We start from the raw sequence: 25,106 nt of genomic DNA, 5'->3' as shown, positions 1-25,106 counted from the left end.
ATTATACCAAACCGGTTCTTATTTTTGGAGCCGGTTTTTCTTTTCTTAAAATAATTACAATGAAACTTTCCCCAAAAAGATTACTTATTTCAATATTGCTTTTGGCTTTTTTAAAAAGCAATGCACAAACTCCTTCATGGATATTAAACGGAAATATCTATGAAGTAAATGTTCGCCAATACACACCTGAAGGCACTTTTAAAGCTTTTGAAAAACAGTTGCCCCGGTTAAAACAAATGGGAGCACAAACGCTTTGGTTTATGCCCATTAATCCTATTAGTAAAAAAGATAGAAAAGGAAGTTTAGGGAGTTATTATGCCATAGCTGATTATGGCGCTATCAATCCTGAATATGGAACATTACAGGATTGGAAACAACTGGTAAATAAGGCACATAGCTTAGGTTTTAAAGTAATAATTGATTGGGTAGCTAATCATACTGGCGCTGATAATTATTGGATCGAAAAACATTCCGACTTTTATGCAAAAGATTCTGCAGGCAATTTAATAGCACCTTTTGATTGGACAGATACACGCAAACTCAACTACAATAATCACGAATTAGCGGATAGCATGATTGCTGTTATGAAATACTGGATAACAGAAACCAATATAGACGGCTTTCGTTGTGATGTTGCTGGCGAAGTGCCCGATGCATTTTGGCAAAAATGTATTCCCGAACTAAGAAAGCTTAAAAATATTTTTATGCTGGCTGAGGGAGAAAAACCTGAGTTAAATAAAGATGGTTTTAATGCAACATATACATGGAGCGTGTTTAATGTAATGAAAGATATTGTAAAAGGTACTAAAGATGCCAACTCATTGGACAGCGCCATCAATAATTATGATACAACTTTTCCTAAAGGTTCGCTACATATGTATTTTACATCTAACCACGATGAAAATAGCTGGAATAAAGCAGATTATGAAACCACGCCAGGCATTACGCATGCGCCATTTGCCTTATTAACGCAAACAATGAAATCAGGTGTGCCATTAATTTATAGCGGACAGGAAGAACCTTTTTTAAGAGCCATCCGTTTTTTTGACAAAGACACAATAAGCTTTTCAAAGTATCAACGTGCAGCATTTTATACAACACTGTTGAAGTTAAAGAAGCTTCATCCGGCTTTGAATCCTGCTGCTGCTTATAAAAGAATAGCAACAGATAATGATAAAAATGTATTTGCCTATTATCGCTATGTGGCCAATCGTTTTGTATTGGTAGTGCTTAACCTGAGTAATACTAAACAAGTAGTGCATCTGAAAGATTTTACTGCAAAAACTTCTTTCGATATTTTCAAAAAGGAAACCAAAACTGTTTCTTCTTTTTCAACATTAACTTTGGCACCGTGGGATTATAAAGTGCTTATTGATAACGATGCTACTTTAAAGCTACAGTTCTGATCACAAATAGTTTATTTAAATGCCGGTTATTCCGGCATTTTTATTTTTATTAAAAGCGTATAATCATTGTAAATTAGCGTATGAAGTCAGCCGTAAAATTCTTTTTTGTTTTAACTATTTTGCTTGTTACTATTAAAACAAATGCACAAAATCCTGTAAAAGAAATTGGAGTCATAACAAGCACAATAGTTAGCACGCAATCCATTGATATTACTACACCAAGTGCATTTGCATCTGTAATTGCTTATTCGCCCAATATTATAAGAGTAAGGGTAGATAAACAAAAATTGAAACCTGATTTTTCTTATGCAGTAATTGCTCCGCCTCAAACAGTAAAAACTACTATCACACAAAATGATAGCAGCATTATCCTTCAGACCGATTCATTAAAAGCAGAGATCAAAAAAAATCCCTTTTCTATAATTTTCTATAATAAAGAAGGAAAAATTATCAGCCAGGATGAACAAGGATTAAATATATCATGGGTAGGAGAAGAAGTTTCTGACTATAAAAAAATGCAGGATGATGAACGTTTTATTGGGTTAGGAGAGAAGACCGGTAATTTAGATCGTCGCGGCAGCGGATATACAAATTGGAATAGTGATGTGCCCGGCTACAGCGCTTCGCAGGATCCATTATATTCGTCCATTCCATTTTATATCGGCATACATCATAACCTTAATTACGGGATATTTTTAGACAATACTTTTCAAACAGATTTCAATTTTGGAGCCAGTAACGATCGTTTCTCATCTTTTGGTGCACGTGGTGGCGAACTGAATTATTATTTTATTTATCATACTAAACTATCTGACATTATTTCTTCTTACACATCCTTAACAGGAAGAATGAAGATGCCGCCCATGTGGAGCTTGGGCTATCAACAATGCAGATGGAGTTATTATCCTGATACGGAAGTAATACGTATTGCACAAACAATGCGTGAGAAAAAAATTCCTTGTGATGGTATTACTTTGGATATTCATTACATGGACAAATACCAATTGTTTACCTGGGATAAGAATCGTTTTTCCGATCCTGTTAGTTTAACCGGTAATTTAAAATCACTTGGATTTAGAACTACGGTGATTGTTGATCCGGGCATTAAAGTAGCACCCGGTGCGCCTGCTTTTGAAAGAGGCTTGCAGCAAGATGCTTACGTAAAATACGTAGATGGGAAATATTATAGTGGCCAGGTTTGGCCAGGCTGGTGTTATTTTACCGACTTTACAAGTGAGAAGGGCCGGGCATTTTGGAGAAAGGAAGTAAAGTTTTTCCCTGATAATGGTGTAAGCGGTATTTGGAATGATATGAATGAGATTGCAACCTGGGGACAAAAAATGCCCAACAATATAATTTTTGATTTTGAAGGAAGAAAAGCATCTCATTTAGAAGCAAGAAATGTATATGGTTTCTTAATGGCACGTTCAAGTAATGAAGGATATAAAGAGGCCACCAATAAACGTCCGTTTGTATTAAGTCGCGCCGGTTATGCGGGCTTACAACGTTATTCAGCCATATGGACGGGCGATAATGTAGCAAGTGATGAACACATGATACTTGGAGTGCGCTTATTAAATAGTTTAGGATTAAGTGGCGTTTCCTTTACCGGTATGGATGTAGGTGGTTATACAGGAGGCAGTGCATCACCGGAGTTGTTTACTAGATGGATGCAACTGGGCGCATTCTTTCCTTATTATCGAAATCATAAAGAATATAATAACAGATCATCAGAGCCGTGGACTTATGGCGAAGAAGCGATTGCTAACCTTCGCCCGTTTGTAAATCTTCGTTATAAATTACTGCCATATTTATATGCTGCTTTTTATGAATCTACACAAGATGGATTACCGGTAATACGTTCATTGGCTATTGAAAATACGTTTGATGCGAATGTGTATGACAAGACATATCAAAACCAATTTTGTTTTGGTAATGCATTAATGGTCGCTCCTGTTGTAAGTACAAAAGATTTTGCAAAGATTTATTTTCCCAAAAGTAGCTGGTATGATCTTTTTAATGATTCTGTTGAACAAGGAGGAAAAGAAAAGATCATTCAATTATCAATGAAAGAATTACCGGTGTATGTAAAAGAAAGCAGCATCATACCGACGCAATCATTGGTTCAATCTACAGCTTATTCGCCTTCTGATACTTTAATAATACATGTATATAAAGGCAATCAGTCAAATAACTTTATTTATTATGAAGATGATGGAGAGAGCTTTGAGTATGAAAAGGGAAATTATTATAAAAGAAATATCAGTTACGATCCTTCACAAAAATCTATTGTAATTGATAAGCCGGAAGGAAGCTTTACTTCAAAATTCAAAAGTATTCAATTGGTTTTTCACGGGTTTACAGGCGTTGAAAAATTGAGAATAGATGACCAACGCGTTGCGTTTAAGAGAGCTCAATATTCTTTCTTAACAGATAATTCAACAGCTATAGCCGGTGAGCATTCCTGCAATGTATTGATAGCTGTATTTAAAAATGCAAATAATAAAATCGTTATTAAGTACTAACTTGTAATAGTACTTATGTCTGTTCAACATATCATAGCGCATTTTGATTTAGATTCTTTCTTTGTTTCGGTAGAAGTATTAAAAGATCCTTCACTAAAGGGTAAGCCTGTAATTGTAGGCGGCAATAGTAAACGTGGAATAGTAGCGGCTTGCAGCTATGAAGCAAGAAAGTATGGTATTCATTCAGCCATGCCATCTGCCAAAGCATTTCAATTATGTCCTCATGCAATTTCTATAAGAGGTTCTTATAGCGATTATAGCCGTTACTCAAGATGGGTAACACAAATAATTGCAGATAAAGCTCCATTATTTGAGAAGGCTTCTGTTGATGAATTTTATCTTGATCTAACAGGGATGGATAAATACTTTGATCCATTACAATGGACGATCGATCTGAGACAAAAGATCATTGACGAAACAAAATTGCCGATATCATTCGGATTGGCTTCTAATAAAATGATCGCAAAAATGGCGACCGATGAAGCAAAGCCCAATGGTTATTTACACATCCCATTTGGAAAGGAAAAAGAATTTTTAGCACCATTGCCTGTAAATAAAATTCCCGGAGTTGGTAAACAAACATTTGAAGTGCTAAAAGCGATGGGAATAAAGACCATCAGCGATATTCAGAAGTTTTCAAAAGAAGAACTGGAAGAACGTTTAGGTAAATGGGGAATAGAGTTATGGAATAAAAGCCTGGGAATCCATAAAGGGAAAGTAACTTCTTTTCATGAAGCGAAATCGATTTCCACGGAAAGCACTTATATGGATAATGCTACAGATATTTCCTTTTTAATGAGCGAAGTTGTGCGCATGAGTGAGCGCATAGCTTATGAATTGCGACAGGATGAAAAGGTGGCAGGATGTGTAGCTGTTAAAATTCGTTATCCTGATTTTGAAACGACTTCCCGTCAAACAACTATTTCTTATACTTGTGCTGACGATGAAATTATTCCTGTTGCGAAAGAACTCTTTCATAAGTTATATAAAAAAGGAATGCCTGTTCGTTTATTAGGTGTTCGTTTAAGTGAGCTTACCGGAGATTCTGTACAAACAAACCTATTTAATGACGTAGAACGAAAAGTAGATTTATACAAAGCTATTGACGATGTAAAAAAACGCTTTGGAAAAGTAAAGCTTAAAAGGGCATCTTCTAATTAAATAAATAGTAAAACAAAAGGCTGCCTGATCTCTCAGGCAACCTTTTTGCTATTCTCTACTTAATTTTAGGCTTTAGCTGATTTCCCTTTCAGCTTTTTTGCCTGTATCTTTCTTATAACGATTGCTGCAAAGAAAACTGCAATTAATAAAAACATAAAATTCATATTGCTGTCAAAAGGAACAGCTAATGTATGGTTTTGGTCCGGGCTTCCTCCCTGTGGGCCAGGTGCAGATGGGCTATCATCTTGCGCAAAACTTACTACTGGTAAAATAAATAATATTACAAGCGCTATTGCTTGAGTATGCCACTTTGATTGAATTGATCGTTTTACATTTTTTTTCATTGCTATCTGTTTTAATTAATTGTTTGAAATTATTTTTTGTGTGTACTGTTTATTGGATGGAGTTAACACTTGCAATAGATTTATTCCTTTTGCTAAAGAGTTTGATAATGGTAAAGAATAAGTTGCTGTGCCAGCTGCATGGCTAATTATCGTTTTATATAATTCCTGTCCATTGCTACTTAATAATTTTATACCATAGTTACCTGTAGGTTGATTATTAAGTCGCAGCGAAATAGATGTATTGGCATATACAGCATTTATGGATGGTATACTATTGCTTTCGCCAACGGTTACAATTGCTGAATAATTAATGTCGCCGGACTGATTTATACTTTCTATACGATAATAAGAAACGCCAGTATTGGCATCATCGGTAAAAGAATAATTTGAACTGGAGCCTGAGTTTATAGCAATAATAGAACCTATAGCTGAAAAAGTTCTGCCATCTTTAGAATGTTCAATAACATATTCTTTTGTTCCGGCTTCCTGTGCAACTTTCCATGAAACCTCTGTGCCATTATTTTCTTTTACAGCTTTTACGCTAACAAACGTAACAGGCACGGGTGTACTGTTATCTAGTACAATTTTAAAACGATTTGCAGCAGAAGAAGCAGTATTATTGTCAACTGTAACAGCAATTTCAGTAGTAGTTGTAAGACTGATCGGTGTAATTGTATGGAAATAATTGTCTATTAGTGAAGCACTTGTTGCAGTTGTAAAATAGGCGGGTTCAAACGTTAATTTGTATTGACCTGCGCTAATTTGTTTCATGTTAAAGAAAATAGTATCAGTGTTACTGATAGTTTGTCTACCTTCTATTATTAAATTCTTTCCATCTCTTAATATGCTTAACGAAGCGCCGTTGTTTAATTCCAATGCATCATTATTGTCCACTGCATCGGAATAAGAATCTTTATAGACCACGACGTTGATATCGATCAAGCCTGCATTTGTACCTGTAGTTCTTGTAAGTGTGGTTTTTATTTTTCCTGTGGGGGCATCGCTGCCAACAGGCCTGAATACCATTTGACTACTGCTTACTTTACAGTTTTCGGTAAATGGAACAGAAGCGGAAGCTGCTGTAGTTTGTACAAAAAATGCCTGGCCGGATTCTATTCTTGTATTCGCACTGCCGGAATAGTTACTACTGCTGCCAGGTACTGGCGACCACGAAGGAGAGTTGGTAGTACTGAATGTTTGATAATGTCCCAATGAGCCATCCATAACAAGACTGGGATCCCATACATAAAATACAGTAGGATTTACATTGCTTCCTGTGAAATTAATAGCGGTAAAATCAATAGCAGATGCATACGGATTACCTATCAATCCAAAGTGTGCTCCTGAAGGAATAGTGATCGTTTGATTACCCGTGTACAATGCTCCTGTAGTGCTTAATGTTGTTGGAGTTATTGTTGAGTTATCAGGTGTTGATGTTCTGTTTCCTCTTATATAAATTGAATAAGCCTTTTTATTGCTGATAGCTATATTGGTAGACGTAATATCGCTCCAGGTATTAGTAGCATCATTATACGTTTGCATAGAAGTATAAGGAGTAACAGCATCAAAGCCATTAGCCAAGTTGCCTGCTGTACCAGTAGTTACATAAGTAGCTTGCTGCCACGAATTGGCAATTGTTTGCGAACCTGAAGTTGGTATTGAAAGGATTCGCCATGCACGGGTGGCATCTGCCGGTATGTAACGTTCAACAGTTACATTGGTATTGCCTGTAATCGTTCCTGTACTTGTTCCGAATTGTGCCGTACCCGATGCTGTTGATTTAAAAATAAGAGGTTGATCATTTAGGCTAGCCGTTCCTGTTACTGTCAATGAAATGTCAGGATTAACAGTAAGTGAGCTTATTGAATTTAATGTGAGTGTTTTGCCTGATCCAACTGTATAGCTTGCATCCAGTACAATATCATGTCCATTTTGTATAGTAACATTGTTTGCGCTGGTTGGTGCTTGAGTGGCGCTTACCCAGCTTGTTCCGTTGTAATATTGCCAGGTAGATGCATTGCTGAAATTGCCTGAAGATATAGAGCGATAATCGGCGCCGGATATGCTTACTGCAAAGCTTGCAGCAATGGTATGTGTAGCCAATACATTAGTAAAGTTATAACTGCTAACAGCGCCTACTGAAGAGCCATCCACCAATACATCTGCTATCACATAACCTGTATTGGGGGTAATAGTAAATGATTGGCTGCTGCCTGCATTTACACTGGTTGCGCCCGATGGAGAAATACTTCCATTACTGCCCGCACTTGCCGTAATAGTAAAGGTATTAATAGCAAAGCTTGCAGCAATAGTATGATTGGCAGAAACGTTTGTGAAATTATAAGAAGTAACAGCACCAACAGAAGGGCCATCCACCAATACATCTGCTACGTGATAATTCGCATTAGGAGTGATAGTAAATAATTGACTGCTTCCTGTATTTACTGTTGTTGCACCCGAAGGAGAAATACTTCCGTTAGAACCGGCAGTTGCAGTTAAGGTATAGGTTGTAATCTCTCCTATTGCAAAGCTTCCGAAAGAAGATAAACCGGTAGCTTGTGTACTTGTTGAAGTTTTTGTTCCAACAGTAGGGTAAGACCAGCTGCCATTATAATTTCCTACAATAAAATTAGAAGTAGTAGCGCCGGCATCAATATCTGTTGCAGCATAATTAAATGTAGCACCATAAGTACCTCCTGCCAATCCGTTCCCTGAACTAAGCATCCAGCTTCTGTTTACGCTTTTAGATGCATTGATAGTAGATGTGCCGATATTAGTGTGTTCACTACCTGTTGTAGAAGCTGTAACTGAACCCCCGGTTGTTACTCCCGTAAATGCTGTAGTTACTTTTGCCAGCGTTGCCGCATCACCTATATCAAAAGTTTTTGAAGTAATACCTGTGCTGATCGGGTATTGCTGATTGCCATTAATATGAGAACTGTTACTTGCACTTGCAGTAGAACCACTGCTTCCCATTATAACCGAGTTTGTACCGGTAACTATATTGCCTGTTCCAAAAGTGAGTGTTTGGTTAACTGTAATAGCATTATTAAGTGTAAGATTATTACTGCCTGTTTTACTCATTAATAAATAATCGAACGTAGTAGCGCCGGTTAAAGTTTGTGCATTGCTTCCCGTAAAGAATACGGCACGACCATTGGGAGTAAACGTTCCTCCTGAATTATTCCAGTTGCCTTGCAGTTTTAAATCACCTCCATTTGTTCCGGATAATTTTAATGTGCCGCTACTTAAGTTTACATCTCCGGTCACAGTCATGAATTGATTGGTTTGATCCATATTAAGGGTTCCTCCAACAACATTAATATTGGCAACAGTTGTATTACCATAACCGCTTCCACCACTACCAAAGTAAACAGTTCCTGCTCCTGCAACTAATGTTCCTCCAATATTCCAATCGCCGCCTGTGTTTAATCTTGCTATTTGCTGCCCTGAACTATTCATGGTGAAATCATAAACAGAGATGGCTCCAAAAGAGTTATTCGTTGCTGTTAGTGGTTGTGTAAACGAGTTTCTTCCGAATGGATTTGTTGAGGAGCCGTCTGCTGTACTTGATACAGTAAAATATCTTACAATGCCATTAGAATTTGATGAAACACTGCCGCCGTTGTAATTTTCTACCGGTACTTGCGCATACATGCCATTGCCATTATTGCCATATGCTATGTAACCCATCCAGTTAAAAGAAGAAGGACGGGCACCACCGTTAATTGTGCCTAACAATCTTGACCATGATATTCTGAATTCCCTTCTGTCATCCGAGCCTGAACCATTGCTATTATTGTTGGATGCATATTGTCCATTGCTGTTTCCACTTGTGTAATCAGATGTTCCATCACCTCTTATACCGCTTGAGCCTCCGCCCAAACTTGTCCATCCGTTATTGCCATCTCTTCTGAATAATTCTCTGTAACCATTATGAGCATAAATACACACATCTGCTCTGAAAGGAAGATTAGGGCGTGTTGTATATCCATCATAATTTAATCCTACTAATGTTCCATTAGCATTTGTTCCGCCATTAACAGGCGCTATCGGATCTACATCGAGGTAAATAGTCACAGGTTCTGTTTCATTTGCATTTTGTACAAACACAAATAGATCCGTATTATTCCATGTCATGTACCAGGTTGTACTGCCTGATGTATAACTGTTGGGATAAACAGAGCCTGCATCTAATGAAGCGTCAATAGTGGGAGTGGTAAATTGAGCCAAAGTATTCTTGCTGATGCAAAAAAGCAAGAATAAAACTCCAGCGAAAACTTTGTAAAAAGACTGATTTCTTTTTGCAATAAGCAGCGTCGAAAATTTCATGTTGACTAATTTTTAATCGTTTTATAATTTGTATAGAATACTTTTTAAAAAGCGCCAAAATATAATGTAAGTGATACACGCATTGGCCAGAAATCATTCGGGTATGATTAGAGGTTTTCTCATTAAGGAAAGGATTCTGAAAATTCTTTTATATCTATATTTATTTTATTAGCACATTAATGTACTTATCTGCAATCCCTATATTCCCAATTTCCATTTTGTATAATCCTGTCGTCATTGTTTTGGTTATTGATAATTTATATAAGGACTGATGATTGCTTACTGATATTTTATTTTGGAATACTAGTCTTCCACTCATGTCAAATAAGCATATCGTATATAATCCTTGCGGTTGATTATTCATGTACAGATGAATGGACTTATCTGTAACAGGATTAGGAAAAACAGAAATAGATGAAGCCTGTTCAATATCTACTTTTACTGTTTCACTATAGCTCGTCTTTCCGGTGGCATCAATACTTTTAATACGATAATAGTTTGACTGGCTAACAATTTTTTCATCTAACCATGAATAAGATTGAAGATTGGTTGCATTTATTTGTCCGATACTTGTAAAGCTTTTTCCATCATCAGAATGTTCAATTTCATACTTAATAATATTTATTTCCTGGCTTGTCTTCCAATTTACTTCAATACTGTTATTGACCTTATGAGCTGCAACCGAAGTAAAAGTTACAGGCAACGCATTTCCGGGTAATGCAGAGCTAAACACAATTCTAAACCGATTTGGATTGGATGATAAAGAATCGCTGGTAATGGTGAAATTATAATAAGTGGTATCCGAAGAAAGTTTTATTAAGGTATTGCTTCCTGTATACAGGTCCTGTAAAACAGGTTGAAGTGAGTTAGATATATTACTATTGTAAAATGCTAACTGATAAGGAATATCTTTTGAAAGGTTGTTTAATTTATAAAAGACGGTGTCAAATAAAGTATAATCCTGTCTTTTATCTATAGCCCACGTTGTACCATTAATAGTTAAACAAATGTTTTCACCGGGACTTGTCAGTTTTTTGCTGTCTTCCGTGTAAGATGGCAGATTAGAAAAGGTGCTACCTAAAATTTGTAAAGCGCCATCCGATAATATTTTTTGCCCCCATGCGGTAGTCTTATTTAATAGTACACCAAACAAACCGGGTGGTTGAGCCGGGCGGAAGATCAAATTGCCATTTACAGAAGTTTTATCTGTTTCATGAAAAGCAACACTGCCGGTAGTTAAAAATTTTAAAATAAAAGCCTGCCCTGATTCAATTTTTCCGGGCATCATGCCGGCAGGACTTGTTACGCCGATGTTATAATACCACGTATTAGGTGCAGTAAAGTTTGCTGTAACATAAGCTCCTACTAAATTAGTTCCATTGAGCAATGGATCCCATGCATAATAAGTTGAGCCGATAGTGGGATTGTTGCTGTTAAATAAGTTGCTCAGATTAATTTCCGCAGCATAAGGGTTGCCTACTACCTGGTAAGAAGCGGCCGCAGGATTAAATGAATAATCACCTACATTTATTTTTCCTTTTATCCTTAAGGTAGTGGTATCTGTTCTTTTATATTGATCTCCCACAATAAAAGTCCTGTTTCCTCTTACAAAGATCAGGTAGCCTACAGCGGTATTAATAGAAGTTGATTTTGTATTGGGCGGTAATATCCATGCTGTTCCGGCACTATTCATGTATTTAATAGATTCATTATTTTGTGTGCCAGGATCAAAGCCTAATGAAATGTTTCCTGCTTTGTTTGGTCCTGTAATTACAGTTCCATAACCCGCAACAGGATTTACAATTCCGGTTACTGTGTTGGCGTTGCTTACAGCACCTTCCTGCCACGCTTCATTAATAGTTTGTGTGCTTGTTACTTGCGCAGTTGATAATAAATTCCATCCTCGTTGCCCTACATTGGTAGTACTATGATCATTGCTTGAATCATTCGATATGAATCGCTCTATATAAAATCTTCCCGAACCGGAATAGGGTAAAGAAACATTTGACGAAGTAATAGTAGTATCTATAACTGCTGTTGCAAACCTGTTTGAAACAATCGTCAGGTTTTTGTTGACAAGATCAAGAGCTCCTCTGTATAAACCTAATTTCTTTGTGATAGCGACGCTGTCATTCAGGCTAACAGTATTGCCTACACTATTTTTTAGTAAGTATAGATAAGGAAAATTTTCTCCGCCCGAAGCTGTAATAGTGCCGGTAAGCGAACTGTCTAAATAAACAGCTCTGTCATTACTGCTCCATGTACCGGTTGAAGAACGATTCCAGTTTTCTCCGATTTTAATATCGCCACCGGCACTATCGGACAATATCAGTGCGCCGTTTATATTAACCGATTTGCCAACCAGCAATGGATATCTTGTACTATCCATATCTAAAGAGGAACCAGATTGTATAGTTAGATTTCCTCTTGTTGCCCTGGAAACTTTATTACCGGATGATACAATTGATAATCCATAATGAAGCAATGTATTGTTTTGAATAATTACATCATTTGGGTAGCCGGGAGTGTAATCAATAGTTCCTGATGAAGCGGTCCATTCGTAGTTTCTGTTAAACGATGCTGTATTGTTATAAATTAAGGTAGAAGTTGGTCCGTAGATAGGTGAGCTGTTGATCACAAATCCATATTGATCTAATTGAAATGCTCCGTCAAAATTCATGCTATCCAAGTCGCATCCCACACTTGTTCGTACAGTAACGTTGGTCGCAATTTGAACTCTGCTTGCAGAAGGATAAACAACTAAATTCGGTTGCCCTAATGCTGGTGTTCCTGTAATGTTAAGGGTTCCGGCACCTGCACTGCTGATAATATTTCTTGTGCCATTATATACGCCGATATTAGTGGAATTGGCAACTGTTCCGTTTAATGTAAATGTTTGACCATTCAGATCTAAACTACCACCTTCTAACCTAACTTGCCTTGCACTTGTATTATTGGCAGAACTATTTATTTGAATGTTGGTAGCGGGACTGCTGCTTAATTGTACTTTTCCTGTTGAGCCTGATGGTTGGCTTATTCCAATATAATCGAAGTAAACAGTGCCTCCTCCGGTTTTTGTAATAACCTGTGTTGCATTAGAGGCGTTATTAAAAAATATTCTTCTGCCATTATTGTTGGGGGTGATGCTTGCTGCAACAGTGTAGTTGCCGCCAATGTATAGATCACCGCCATTTCCGAAACCTAAAGAAAGATCACCATTTACTAAAACATCGTTACCAACTGTAATAGCATTACTGGTTGCCGGGGAGCCATAATCCATAAAAAAAGCTGCACTATTATCAATAATTAAATTATGTGCAATACCTAATGCTGGTAGTGTCGTTCCATTAGGAACATTTAATTGTGTTCCATTAGTTACCTGAATATCATAAGGATAGCCTGCAGTAGTCCCAACTGTACCTGTTGATTGGTTCCATTCTGCTCCACGATTATGTGTATTACTTCCACTATTGTATTGTAACAAAGATGTGTTGGCGTATTTAGGAGGATTATTATTTACAGTGCCGTTATTATTAAGTTGTAATATTCCATTAATGGTAGTGGCATTATTTGCAAAATCAATGCTTGTGCTTAATTTGACTGTGGTATTTACATCAAAAGACAAAGTGCCGCCATTGGTAACCGTAAGCGCAGACCCGCTTGCTATAAAGCTTGCTCCTGCAACAGAACTTATAATAGTTCTCGTTCCGGTGCTCAAGCTTAAATTACCACCACCACTTACAGTAAATGTTTGCCCGTTAATGTTTAATGAACCGCCGCCTAGTGTTAATCCACCATTTGAATTAACAGTGATATTAGTAGCAGGACTTGAGCTTTGGACAAAGCTACCTGTACCGGTTAGACGCAAATAGTTGAATGTTTCTGTTCCACCTCCTGTTACTGAGATGGTTTGAGGAGCACTGCCATTCATATACACAGCACTGTTATTAGGAGTAAATGTTGCAGACGAAGCTCTTGTCCAATTACCGGCAATATATAGATCGTTACCGGTACCATTGAGTTTTAAGGTTCCTGAGTTAATAAATAAATTGCCCGCTAAACCTCTGTTGCCCACCGGCATTGTAACAACAGAATTGTTTTGGATAATTACATCTTTTGGAATACCGCTACCGGCGGTGGTTGCATTGCCTGTCCATTCTGTATTCACCGTATAGGCTCCGTTAATATTATAAACTAATGTAGATGAAGATCCATACACAGGAGAATTGGTATTTACAGAGGAACTATTGTTTAATTGTAAGCTATCTGTAACGATTGGTGCTTTAGTAAGTGTAGTTGTTCCGTTTATAATAAGATTGTAAAAGGTAGAAGAGTTAGAGCCTGCAATGGTACCTGTTCCTGCAAATGTTACGGCTCCATTGCCTGCAGTAAACGTACCATTGTTGGTAAAAATTCCTGTAGCCGCCACCGTTAGTTTATAATAATTTGCCAGCGTTAACGTAGCTCCGTTGTTAATTGTAATGTTTTTACAATTGGCATTTGCAGATGTGATGTTGGGACTATTAATAGTTCCTGATGGAATAGTAACGTCAGTAGCGCTTGTTGGTATGCTGCCGCAACTCCAATTGCCTGCAACATTCCAATCACTACTTGAAGCACCGGTCCATATTGTTCCTGATTGGACTGTGATTGTTACAGTTGATGTTGAAGCGGTGCAACTACCATTTGCTATTGACCATTGTAATACATAATTGCCGGCGCCTCCCGCAGGAGTAAATGTCGTATTATATGTATTTACATTAGCAAACTGTGTACTTAATGCACTCATTCCACTTTGTACGCTCCATGTGCCCGTGCCTATACTTGGGTTATTTGCAGATAATGTAGTAGCACAATTTCCAATTGTTTGGTTGCTGCCTGCATTAGATGCGGTGGGGGCGGCATCTATGCCTTGTGTAATAGTATTTGAATTGGCTGTAGAGCTGCTTAAACATGTACCTCCACTAATGCTAATATTACATTGGATTTGATCATTATTCGCAAGAGTGGCATTTGTATATGTATTGGATGTTCCGGTTTGCACAGATCCACCATTTTTTAAAAAGTTATAAGTAACTGTTCCTCCACCAACATTACTTGCCGTCGCCGTATATGTGAGAGATGTTCCGCTACAGGCGGGGTTGGTGCCTGTAGTTAAGCTAACACTCACAGTTGGGGTGGCTAACGCCGCCGTGTACACTAAATTAATATCATTGCCTGATTGTGTTATGGAAAAGGTACCACCAAATGAAGTACTAAAGCCGGTTGTATTTATGAAAAATTTATTAGCAGAAAAACCGGATATGCTTATACCTGTTCCTATTTTCCATGTGTAATTGCTGCAAGAGCTAAACCCAGTAGGATTACCCACTACATAAATGGTGCAAGGTGAACCGGAAGTGGAATTAACTGTTATAGCTCCGCTTGAATTTACATAATCCCAATTAGTGCCTGCAGTGCCTGAAACATTAGTGATATCAAAATTATAAGTAGATGCGGCATTAATAGTTAATGCACCGGTTGATAAAGTTCCGTTGGTTCCTGCGCTTGTTCCCGGTGCTACATTACCGGATAAACTGACTGTTCCCGTAGGAGCACCCGTGCCACCTAATGTAGCACCTGCTGCTACTGTTATAGCACTTGATGCATTGGTGCTTCCTGTTATTAACAATGCGCCATTACTAACAGTTGTAGCGCCTGAATAAGTATTAGCTCCGCTTAATGTAATGGTACCTGTACCAATTTTGGTAAATGTATTGGTAGATGATGTTACAATGGAGTTGGCAGCAAATCCATTCGCAATAACATTACTTTCAGTAAAAGCGCTGTTGCCATAGCCTAAGGTAGAGGTTCCTGTATTGGTAACACTCATATTGGAAACTCCGGTTAAACCCCAATAAGCATTTCTATTCGCTGATCCATCATAATCATCCTGCAGGTAAATAGAAAAATCAGTTATAGGATTTGAATTATTTAATTGTACATCGTAAAAAGAAGAAGTGCTACCTAAAGTATTATCCTTAACGTACACATTCATCCTGTCAGGTGCATTTAATTTAAACGTGAAAATGAAATCGTGATAAGTTCCCTGGTTGCCTCCAAAACTTGCGGTTTGTGTAGAAGCTCCCTTTACATTCCAATTACTGTAAGTGCCATTGCCGGTATTGGTAGGACCATCGATGTAAACACTCAAAGCATAATTATTTTCCCTGTCAGCCCAGGTAGTTCCCACGGATATAGCGGCAGGGCTGCATAATAAAGACATTCCAATTTTTCCATAAGCTCTGCAAAAGCTTCCTGCTATTATTACACTATCACCAACTTGTAATGAACGATTGGTGCCTGTATTATCACCTGCTGTTTGAAACTTACGATAAGAAAAAATTCTTTTGTTACCACTTGTATTGGCATATTGCCCAATTTGTACATTAGCTGTTTGCGTAAATATTCCCGCTGTGCCATCAACATAGTTAGAATAATAACCGCTGTTATGGCTGTATGATAAGGTTGTTTGCGCACTTGAATTAACAGAGAAGAATAATATTGGTGAAAGTATAAACACAGGTATATAGCTATGCCTACATAGCAAAGCAATACCTGGCAAAATGCTGATAAATAAAATTAAAGCAGTCATTAAAATTTACTTCAACAAAACGAAAATTGAGATCCATAGAAAGTGAGGAAAATAAACGGTTTTAGCCGATATTGGACAAGCAATCAAAGATAGTGTACTTTTTACACATTAATCAAGAAATAAGGGGCAGTTTTTTGCATAGCAAAAGATTATTATTGATATCAATCAATAATAAAAATGGTTATAAAAGAGGGTTAAATAAAAAGGCTTGCTAATGAAGTAGTTATAAAAACCTGATGAGTATCAGTTTTGAATATTTTCAAAAAAACTAGGTATCGATCAGGTCAGCTACAGTTTTTTTCTCCAGTATTTTTAAGGTTGCATCTCTGGTTTGCAGCATTACTTTGTTCAATCCGCAGGTAAGTTCGTTGCAATCTTTACATTTTTCATAAAAATTTAAACTTACACAGGGTAAAAGGGCAATAGGACCTCCAACAGTACGTATGGCTGTCGCCAGGTCGGTTTTTTTAGGGTTTTCCAATAAATAATAACCCCCGCCTTTGCCTTTTTTGCTATCCAAAATTTGCGCTTGTTTCAATTCCAGCAATATGGTTTCAAGAAACTTGATTGGAATCTTTTTCTTCTTGGATATCTCAGAGATCAATACAGGTCCATCGCCAAATTTGCCGGCTAAATAACCCAATGCTTTAAGGGCATATTGCGTTTTTTTGGATAACATGGCAGAAAGTTACGAAAAAATAACATTTCACCACCCTAAAAAAGTCTACTTGTTTACTGGACTATTTTATTATATTTGTGCTCTTATTTCTCAACAAAACAAAATAACATTCATATGAGCTTACGTTTAGGGGATGTTGCTCCCAACTTTAAAGCAAAAACTTCAATCGGCGAAATCGATTTTTACGAATATCTTGGCAACTCATGGGGTATTCTTTTTTCTCACCCTGCAGATTACACTCCTGTTTGTACAACAGAGTTAGGAAGAACTGCGGCACTAAAAGATGAATTTGCTAAACGCAATGTAAAAGTATTGGCATTAAGCGTTGACCCGGTAGATAAACATTTAGGTTGGATCAATGACATCAACGAAACACAGAATTGTGAAGTTGATTTCCCTATTATCGCTGATGATGACAGGAAAGTTTCTAACTTATACGAATTCATCCATCCAAATGCTTCTGCAACGGCTACTGTACGTTCATTAGTAATTATCGGCCCGGATAAATTGGTTAAATTAATTATTACTTACCCTGCTTCTACCGGAAGAAATTTTGTGGAAGTATTGAGAGTAGTTGATTCATTACAGTTAACAGCTAATCACAGCGTAGCTACTCCGGCTAACTGGAATCATGGAGAAGATGTGATTGTAGTACCTGCTGTAAGTACGGAAGATGCTATTAAAAAATTCCCTAAAGGAGTTAAAATAGTAAAACCTTACTTACGTTATACTCCTCAGCCGAATTTAGATTAATCAGTTTTAAATTTATAATTCAAAGCCACTTTATTAAAAGTGGCTTTTTTGTTTTTATACTGAAAGATATTTTTTGAACATGATAAAATATTTGTTGCCGTACAAGTGAGTGACACAACAAAAGATGATAGTAGTAAGCTGGTGAACCCAAAATAAAAATAGATTGAATTAAATAGAAAAGCCGCTCAAATGAATTGAACGGCTTTCTTCTTTATTCCCAAAAAACAACTATTGAATCGTAAGATTTAATGGTACCGATAAGTTTTTGCCGGGAGCTACATTGAATGTTGCTCCAGAAGATATTGTCTGTGATGTATTTAAAATAGCTTTTCCTCCTGGTGCAGGCTGTACATATATTGCAGAGCCGTTTGGTAATGTTGCGGGAGGAACGCTTCCTGCCATCCAGTTAGAAGCATCTGTCCAATTTCCGTTTCCAATAAACGTATAATTGGTTGGCGGTTGATAAACATACACATGATACTCGCCCGGTTGTAAGGTAATGCTTTGTGAAGCTGTGCTAACATTGTATATAGAACCTGTAGCCCCATTTGCCCCGGAACTTGTACCATTCGATTGATAATTATACCAGTTGCCGGTTGTTTGAAAAGTTATAGTTCTTGTTTGTGCGGTAATATCAAAATTGGCAATAACCGTTATTTTCATACCACTGCTGTTAGGATCTGCGATCTGAAATCTTCTGAACAATCCGCCGCCATCATATAGATCATAAGAAAAAGTAGTATTATTAAATACTTCCGGATTCGATAATCGAAGGCTGATAATTTTACTATATGCTGCTACGCATGCTTTTCTTGCTGTGGCATTGGCATCTGTAGTTAGATATTCCCAATGCGGATTATTGTAAGAAGTTCCGTTGATGGATATGTCGTACCCTCTTTCATCAAATTGATATAACATTTTTGGACCGGGTGCTAAAAACAATATTGCGGCAATAGCTGCTTGTCTTTGAAGTGCTCCTCCTGTACCTGCAATTGATTTTACCGTTGCGCCATTACCGTAAGTAACGGTAGTGTACATTAAACGTTGATCATCATGACTGCCGGCATATGGTATTGCTGCAGGTACTGAAAAGCCTTCGTCTGAACTATTGTAGATAGAGCGGGAAAGATTGGAATTGGATGCATATCCCATTGAATTCTGATCCCAGGAAGTTTGAGATGGTGTTCCATTTGTTCCAATAGAAGCCCACAATAAAAACCCAATGTTTGCATAAGCATTTTCTTCAGCGCTTGGAGTGTTGCCTGCCAAAAACTCAAGGATCATATAAGGCATTGTTGTGCCCGGATTATTATCCTGTACATATTTATAGTAACGATATAAATTATCTATGCGTGATTGATCAAAGTTTTCTACAGTAGTATTATTGCTTTGTGTTTGAGTAAATCCTTTAGCAAGATCGAATCTAAAACCATCAATATTATACTCTTTTAACCAGTACATTAAGGAGCGCTCTACCCAATATTGAGTTGCGGTTGAAGTATGATTCAGATCCAGGAACACACCATAAGGATGTGGTGCTGTTTGATTTAACCATGGATTGTTTGCAGCTGGCCGGCTGTTGGTTTTGTCCCAATATAATCTCGCTTCTGGAACTTGCACGCCATTATCATCAACCTGATTGTATACAACATCCATAATTACAGCTATTCCGTTGGAATGACAAGAGTCAATAAATGCTTTGTACATGTTTTTTGTTCCGTAAGCCTTATCCAGCGCACAATAAAAGTTAGGATTGTATCCCCAGCTATCATCTCCACTGAATTCTGAAACAGGCATTAATTCAATAGCATTTATACCTAAGCTTTTAAAATAATTTAAAGAGTCCAGTAATAATTTAAAATTACCATTTCCGTTTGTTGAGGCAAAATCACGAACCAATACTTCCTCAATAACAAGGTTCTTTTTATCGGGACGAATAAAAGCCGGAGCCTTCCATGTATAAGAAGGAGCGCAGGTTTGCAAAACGCCGATCAGTCCATTTTTACCTTTTGATACGTTCGCATTAGTAGGGTAAGGTTTAGGATTAGGGTACGCTGAAACAGGTATGTATTGGTCATTGTTGCCATCCAGGATTTTTTCTGAATAAGGATCTGCGATATATAAACTATCATCCACTACATATTGAAAACCATATTCTGTTGTCGGAGTAAGCCCGTGAATAGTGAGCCAATAATAATTTCCATCGGGTGTTTTGTACATCTGGTACTGCGTTTGTTGTGTCCAGTTGCTGCCGGAAAAATCGCCAATAACGTATGAAGAGCTTTTATTAGGAGCATACAATACGAGTGATACGGAATCTGTACATCCATAATAAGTAATACCCTCATGCGGCACTCCGTTATCATACAAATTAGATGGCAATGCGGCTATAGCGGTAGAGGGGCGGACAAAGATCGATAATGTGTCTCTTGATACATTTGCGCCATTGGTAGCTACAACGATTATGGTTTGTGTACCCGATGCAGTAATAATAACATTGTTACTATCTTTTGTTCCAACATTTGTTGCAATCAAATTGCCATTGAAATAAGTTTGAATTGTGCTTCCCGCCAGACTTGCTTTTGCAACTAAAGGAAGATTGGATCCTACACTTTTTGTAGAAGTTTCAGGTATGGGAATATATTCCGGTTGGCGAAAAGGGTTGTCAATTCTGGCATATAAAGAACCTGTGGTATAGACGGGAATAAACATATCATTACCCGATGAATTGGCTTGCTTTACGGTACCATTGCCATTTCTAAAAAGAATAGCTATTTTTTGAATAGTTTCTGTTGGATCAGTTACACTGAAAAAAGTGCGCAACCCCCCGGTTATTGTGAATGACCATTGATTATTTCCCAGGTAAGTACAATTAGCAGCAGGAGTAGCAGTTGTAAACGATGAAAACACTACATGTTTCCAATCTGCCGAAGACGTGCTTTTGTTGGTAATTACACCAATATGAACATATACATTAGAAGTAGGGGTATAATTTAATAATGCCTTATTGCCGTAGTTGGCATTCATTATAATAGTAACTGGCGTAGAACTTTCTGTAATAAAATCCGACGACCAGGAAAGTAATTGTGCTTTTGTAAATAACGAGGTTAATGCTAATGCAATTGTAAATAACTTTTTCATCAATGGCAATTGTTATTATTAGTGAATAAAGAAATCGTTTACCGAAACAGTATTTTCAAAGATATATTAAATTGTGTAAAAAATACACATTATCAAATTTGTTGCGCTTTATCAACCTGTTTTTTTAAAACTACATGCGATTTTACAAAGTTGGAATAGGTGTATGTGAAAGTTTCTAACTCCTTAATAAATACCCGATTAGGATAGTTTTCTTAATTGTTGTAACAATGCCTTTAAATCTTTTGGCAGCTCAGCAGCAAGGTCAAAAAAATTATTCGATTTGTCTTTAAACTTTAGCTGGTAGGAGTGAAGGGCGGTTCTGCTCAATAAAGGTTTTTCTTCCTCTTCGTTTTTGCTAAGCTTATATTTTCGTTTGATGGAAGAAAGTAGAACGGGATTGCCATCACTATATACAGGATCACAAACAATGGGATGGCCAATATGCTTTGCATGCACACGTATCTGGTGTGTTCTGCCTGTATGAATTTGAAATTTTACTAAAGAGAATTTCCCAAAATTTTCCAGTACTTCATAATCAGTAACAGAAGTTTTTCCTTTTCTGTCGATGATCATTTTGCCGTTCAATGCAGGATGCTCCATGATCGGTTCGTCAATGGTGCCGGTATTATTTTGAGGAGCGCCATGTACTAAGCCGAGATAAAATTTTTCTACCTGTCTTTGTTCAAACGCTGCCGAAAGAAACTTATGAGTGATCTCATCCTTTGCAAAAACAATAATACCGCTGGTGTCTTTATCCAGCCGATGAACAGTATAGATCTTGTCAAATTTTTGCAGCAATAGGTCTTTTAAAGATGGCTGTGATTGCTCTCTGTCAGGAATGGATAACAAACCGGCAGGTTTATTTATTGCAATAAAAGAATCATTTTCAAAGATGATCTCAACCGGCAGCTTTGTCATTGGGATTTACTTTACTCTTATTCAAATACTTTAATAAACGAACTTCTTTTTCACTCAGGAAACGCCATTTGCCACGTTCTACATTCTTCTTGGTAAGTGTCCCGTACATCACTCTGTCCAAGCCTTTCACATCATAATGCAAATGCTCAAAAATGCGGCGCACAATACGGTTGCGTCCACTATGTATTTCAATGCCGATCACAGATTTGTCTCTTGCATCTACATAACCCAGTGAATCTGCTTTTATCAATCCATCTTCTAACTTAACACCACTTAGTATTTTTTCAAAGTCTGTTTTGGTTAAAGGTTTATCGAGTTTTGCTTCATAGACTTTCTTTACTTCATAACTGGGATGAGAAAGCTTTTGTGTGAGTTCTCCATCATTCGTTAATAATAGAACGCCGGATGTATTTCTATCCAAACGCCCAACAGGATATATTCTTTCAGTAGTGGCGTTCTTAGTTAATTGCAAAACTGTTTTTCTTCCCTGCGGATCATCCGTGGTAGTTATATAATCTTTTGGTTTATTAAGTAAGATGTAAACAAGATTTTTTGTGATGAACAATTTCTTTCCATTAAAAGAGATATCATCTTTCTCACTTACTTTAAAGGCGGGCTCAGTAATGATAGCATTGTTAACTTTTACTTTACCTTCTTTAATAACATCAACGGCTTCCCGTCGGCTGCAAACGCCGCAATGCGCCAGAAATTTATTTAAAGGCATTGCATTTACTATCTCCTGTTTATTGCCTTTTGTTTGTGGTTGGATGGTTGCTGCAGGTTGCAAACCGGTTTTTGGAAATTTTTGATTTGGAATTTGTGATCTAAGATTGGCTGCTTCTTCTTTCAGTCTTCTCTTTTCCTCAAAGCGTTTATTGATGGCTTCCGCACGTTCTTTTTTCGCCTTCTTTTTTGATTGGCGAAACTCTTCTTTAACTACACTGTTTTTTTTCTTAGTGAATTTTTGATAGTCAGATGGTTTCATTTGTGTGAGTTTTGCTGTTTTTCAACAGTAATGATTTTGGTAAAGATAAAACAAAAGAGGCGAACCATTGGTTACGCCTCTCTGCTGCTTGCTTATTGCTTATGTATGAGAAAGAAATTTTTTAACTCGCTGAGTTTTTATTCATCCTGTTTTTCTTTAGTTCTTCCATTTTGTTCAATTGATCAGGAGTTAATATTTTTTTGAAACTGTCTTTGTTTTCATTTTTTAATGCTTCTAGTTGTTCTCTTTTTTCAGTGCGACTTAGCTTATCGTTTTCTTTAATAGATTGGATCTTGCTTTTAAAATTTTGGTGTTGTTGTTTTAATTGCGCTACCTGTTGATCACTTAAACCTAAATTGGTTTTCATTTTTTCCATTCTTTTGGCAGCAGCCATTTCACGTTGCTGTTTTTGCTGTTGCTTTAATTGTTCCAGCTTTGTTTTTTGTTCAGGCGTAAGCAAGGCCATGAATTTTTCTTTCTGTTGTTTTCTTAACGCTTCTTTTTTATCACGAAATTCTTTTACAGTAATGCTTTCATTTTTATTCAGCTTCTGCAGCTGTTTTTTATACTCTTCATTATTTGCTTTTAACTGTTGTTTTTGATCTTCGGTAAGATTTAATTGCTTAAATGCAATTCCTTTTTTGTGAAATTTTCCTTTATGATGGAATGCTTGCTTATTATCTGCTGCTTTTGTTGTTTGTGCATTAACAGCTACTCCCAACATTACTACAGCCAGAAGGCTTAAAAATATTTTTTTCATAATTATTTGTTTTAACGGAAAGATAGACGCAACGAGTACTACGGCGTTTAATGCAGTTTTTTAAATAAATTGTTAATGAATATTCGCTATTATAAAAATTGAATAGCAGTATGCCGTACAAGAGAGTGACACAACGATGTTGAATCAAGAGGAAATACCGGCAACAAAAATTATCCTTTATTGGCTAACTGTCCACAGGCAGCATCAATATCTTTTCCTCTGCTTCTTCTTACACGTACGTTTACCCTGTGTTTTGCTAAATAATTAGTGAAAGTAGACGTGGTTTCTTCATCAGGCTTTGTAAAAATGCCGTCAGAAATGGAGTTATACTCAATTACATTAATTAAATGGGTAGGTATCTGTCGATAGATTTTTATAAGATGATCGGCATCTTCCAATGTATCATTAATGCCTTTCAAAAGAATATATTCTAACGTGATATCGTTCTTTGTTTTTTCATAGAAGTAATTCAAAGCCTCAATCAATGCAGCAATTTTATTGCTTTCATTGATAGGCATAATTTGATCACGCTTTTTATCATCGGCTGCGTGCAACGATAATGCTAAATTGAAGCGCACTTTATCATCACCCAATTGTTTGATCATTTTTGCAATGCCCGCTGTGGAAACGGTGATACGTTTTGGGCTCATTGCCATGCCATCGGTAGCTGTAATGCGATCAATCGCTTTCAATACACTTTTGTAGTTAAGCAATGGTTCGCCCATACCCATAAAAACTATGTTCGATAATTTTTTATTGTATGTTTTTTCTGATTGATGATTGAGAATGGCTACCTGGTTATAAATTTCATCGTATTCTAAATTACGTTTGCGCTCCATTTTGCCTGTAGCACAAAAGGCACAGGTAAGACTGCAACCGATCTGTGAAGAAACGCAGGCTGTATTTCTGTGTTCGGTTGGAATTAAAACACCTTCGATCATATGTCCATCGGGTGTTTCAAAGCGGGATTTAACAGTGCCGTCGCTGCTGAATTGAGTAGTACTTACTTTTAAGGCCGGAAAGGAAAAATTCTCACTCAACTTCTGGCGTAGTTCTTTGGAAAGATTGCTCATTTCATCAAAGGTCAGCGCATTCTTCTTCCAAAGCCATTCATAAACCTGCATGGCACGAAATTTCTTTTCGCCAATGCTTTCAAAATATTCTTTTAACCCGGGAAGATCGAAGTCGCGTATGTTCCGTTTCACAGCTATCATGGCGCAAAGATACGTTGGGATTGGCTGTAAAAGAAATGAGATACTTGCAGTAGGTTCTATTGATCAAAGAAATCCTTTGTCTTGGGATGTGTTAATAGCTTATAAAGAAATGAAAGAGCGCCGGCTACTTTTAATATAGTTCCTATTATAAGTAAATGGTCACCGTGTGGAGCATGAAGAATTTTAAATAAAGCGCCTACAAAATCAAAGCACAAGCCGAATACAAAAAGAAATAATGAATGTTTCGCTTTCAT

14 protein-coding genes are annotated in these 25,106 nt (G+C 37.1%); 4 read left to right on the top strand and 10 right to left on the bottom strand.

Features of this window, described 5'->3' with window-relative positions:
- The first annotated feature begins 59 nt into the window (after window positions 1–59).
- The 3 genes from K9M53_RS13530 to dinB all read left to right on the top strand — a co-directional run bounded on the left by K9M53_RS13530 (window position 60) and on the right by dinB (window position 5,092).
- The gene (locus K9M53_RS13530) at window positions 60–1,406 is read left to right on the top strand and encodes an alpha-amylase family glycosyl hydrolase (protein WP_224015791.1); all 1,347 of its coding nucleotides are present in this window, start codon (window positions 60–62) and stop codon (window positions 1,404–1,406) included.
- Between the two features lie 80 nt (window positions 1,407–1,486).
- Window positions 1,487–3,931 (top strand): glycoside hydrolase family 31 protein, encoded by a 2,445-nt coding sequence (locus tag K9M53_RS13525; protein WP_224015788.1) that lies wholly within the window; start codon window positions 1,487–1,489, stop codon window positions 3,929–3,931.
- Window positions 3,932–3,946: 15 nt separating this feature from the next.
- Complete coding sequence (dinB, locus tag K9M53_RS13520) at window positions 3,947–5,092, top strand: DNA polymerase IV (protein ID WP_224015785.1); 1,146 nt, start codon at window positions 3,947–3,949, stop codon at window positions 5,090–5,092.
- A 65-nt stretch (window positions 5,093–5,157) separates the two neighbouring features.
- Here the strand turns inward: dinB and K9M53_RS13515 are convergent, their stop codons facing one another.
- The 4 genes from K9M53_RS13515 to K9M53_RS13500 form a co-directional block, all read right to left on the bottom strand.
- Entirely contained in the window at window positions 5,158–5,436 is a 279-nt protein-coding gene (locus K9M53_RS13515; protein WP_224015783.1) for a hypothetical protein, read from the bottom strand.
- Between the two features lie 15 nt (window positions 5,437–5,451).
- On the bottom strand, window positions 5,452–9,768 hold the full coding sequence (locus K9M53_RS13510; protein WP_224015780.1) for a beta strand repeat-containing protein: 4,317 nt from the start codon (window positions 9,766–9,768) through the stop codon (window positions 5,452–5,454).
- Window positions 9,769–9,928: 160 nt separating this feature from the next.
- Complete coding sequence (locus tag K9M53_RS13505) at window positions 9,929–16,402, bottom strand: autotransporter-associated beta strand repeat-containing protein (protein ID WP_224015778.1); 6,474 nt, start codon at window positions 16,400–16,402, stop codon at window positions 9,929–9,931.
- Between the two features lie 268 nt (window positions 16,403–16,670).
- Window positions 16,671–17,081, bottom strand: coding sequence for an RrF2 family transcriptional regulator (locus K9M53_RS13500; protein ID WP_224015776.1), 411 nt, complete (start codon window positions 17,079–17,081; stop codon window positions 16,671–16,673).
- Window positions 17,082–17,195: 114 nt separating this feature from the next.
- Here K9M53_RS13500 and K9M53_RS13495 point away from each other — a divergent pair, with 114 nt between their 5' ends.
- Window positions 17,196–17,834, top strand: coding sequence for a peroxiredoxin (locus tag K9M53_RS13495; RefSeq protein ID WP_224015774.1), 639 nt, complete (start codon window positions 17,196–17,198; stop codon window positions 17,832–17,834).
- A 228-nt stretch (window positions 17,835–18,062) separates the two neighbouring features.
- Here the strand turns inward: K9M53_RS13495 and K9M53_RS13490 are convergent, their stop codons facing one another.
- The 6 genes from K9M53_RS13490 to K9M53_RS13465 all read right to left on the bottom strand — a co-directional run bounded on the left by K9M53_RS13490 (window position 18,063) and on the right by K9M53_RS13465 (window position 25,106).
- The gene (locus K9M53_RS13490) at window positions 18,063–20,975 is read right to left on the bottom strand and encodes an alpha-amylase family glycosyl hydrolase (protein WP_224015772.1); all 2,913 of its coding nucleotides are present in this window, start codon (window positions 20,973–20,975) and stop codon (window positions 18,063–18,065) included.
- A gap of 198 nt (window positions 20,976–21,173) precedes the next feature.
- Complete coding sequence (locus K9M53_RS13485) at window positions 21,174–21,893, bottom strand: RluA family pseudouridine synthase (RefSeq protein ID WP_224015770.1); 720 nt, start codon at window positions 21,891–21,893, stop codon at window positions 21,174–21,176.
- Window positions 21,874–22,878, bottom strand: coding sequence for a pseudouridine synthase (locus K9M53_RS13480; protein WP_224015768.1), 1,005 nt, complete (start codon window positions 22,876–22,878; stop codon window positions 21,874–21,876). Before K9M53_RS13480 ends, K9M53_RS13485 begins: the two co-directional genes overlap by 20 nt.
- A gap of 121 nt (window positions 22,879–22,999) precedes the next feature.
- Window positions 23,000–23,638 (bottom strand): hypothetical protein, encoded by a 639-nt coding sequence (locus tag K9M53_RS13475; protein ID WP_224015766.1) that lies wholly within the window; start codon window positions 23,636–23,638, stop codon window positions 23,000–23,002.
- 170 nt (window positions 23,639–23,808) lie between these two features.
- Entirely contained in the window at window positions 23,809–24,852 is a 1,044-nt protein-coding gene (gene rlmN, locus K9M53_RS13470) for a 23S rRNA (adenine(2503)-C(2))-methyltransferase RlmN (RefSeq protein WP_224015763.1), read from the bottom strand.
- A 56-nt stretch (window positions 24,853–24,908) separates the two neighbouring features.
- A complete protein-coding gene (locus K9M53_RS13465) occupies window positions 24,909–25,106 on the bottom strand; it encodes a hypothetical protein (protein WP_224015760.1) in 198 nt (65 codons plus the stop codon).

Origin of the sequence: Ferruginibacter albus (assembly GCF_020042285.1) — a bacterium.
GTDB classification, from domain to species: domain Bacteria; phylum Bacteroidota; class Bacteroidia; order Chitinophagales; family Chitinophagaceae; genus Ferruginibacter; species Ferruginibacter albus.
The sequence above is the reverse complement of the archived record's forward strand: the minus strand, read 5'-3'. Positions and strand labels throughout refer to the sequence as shown.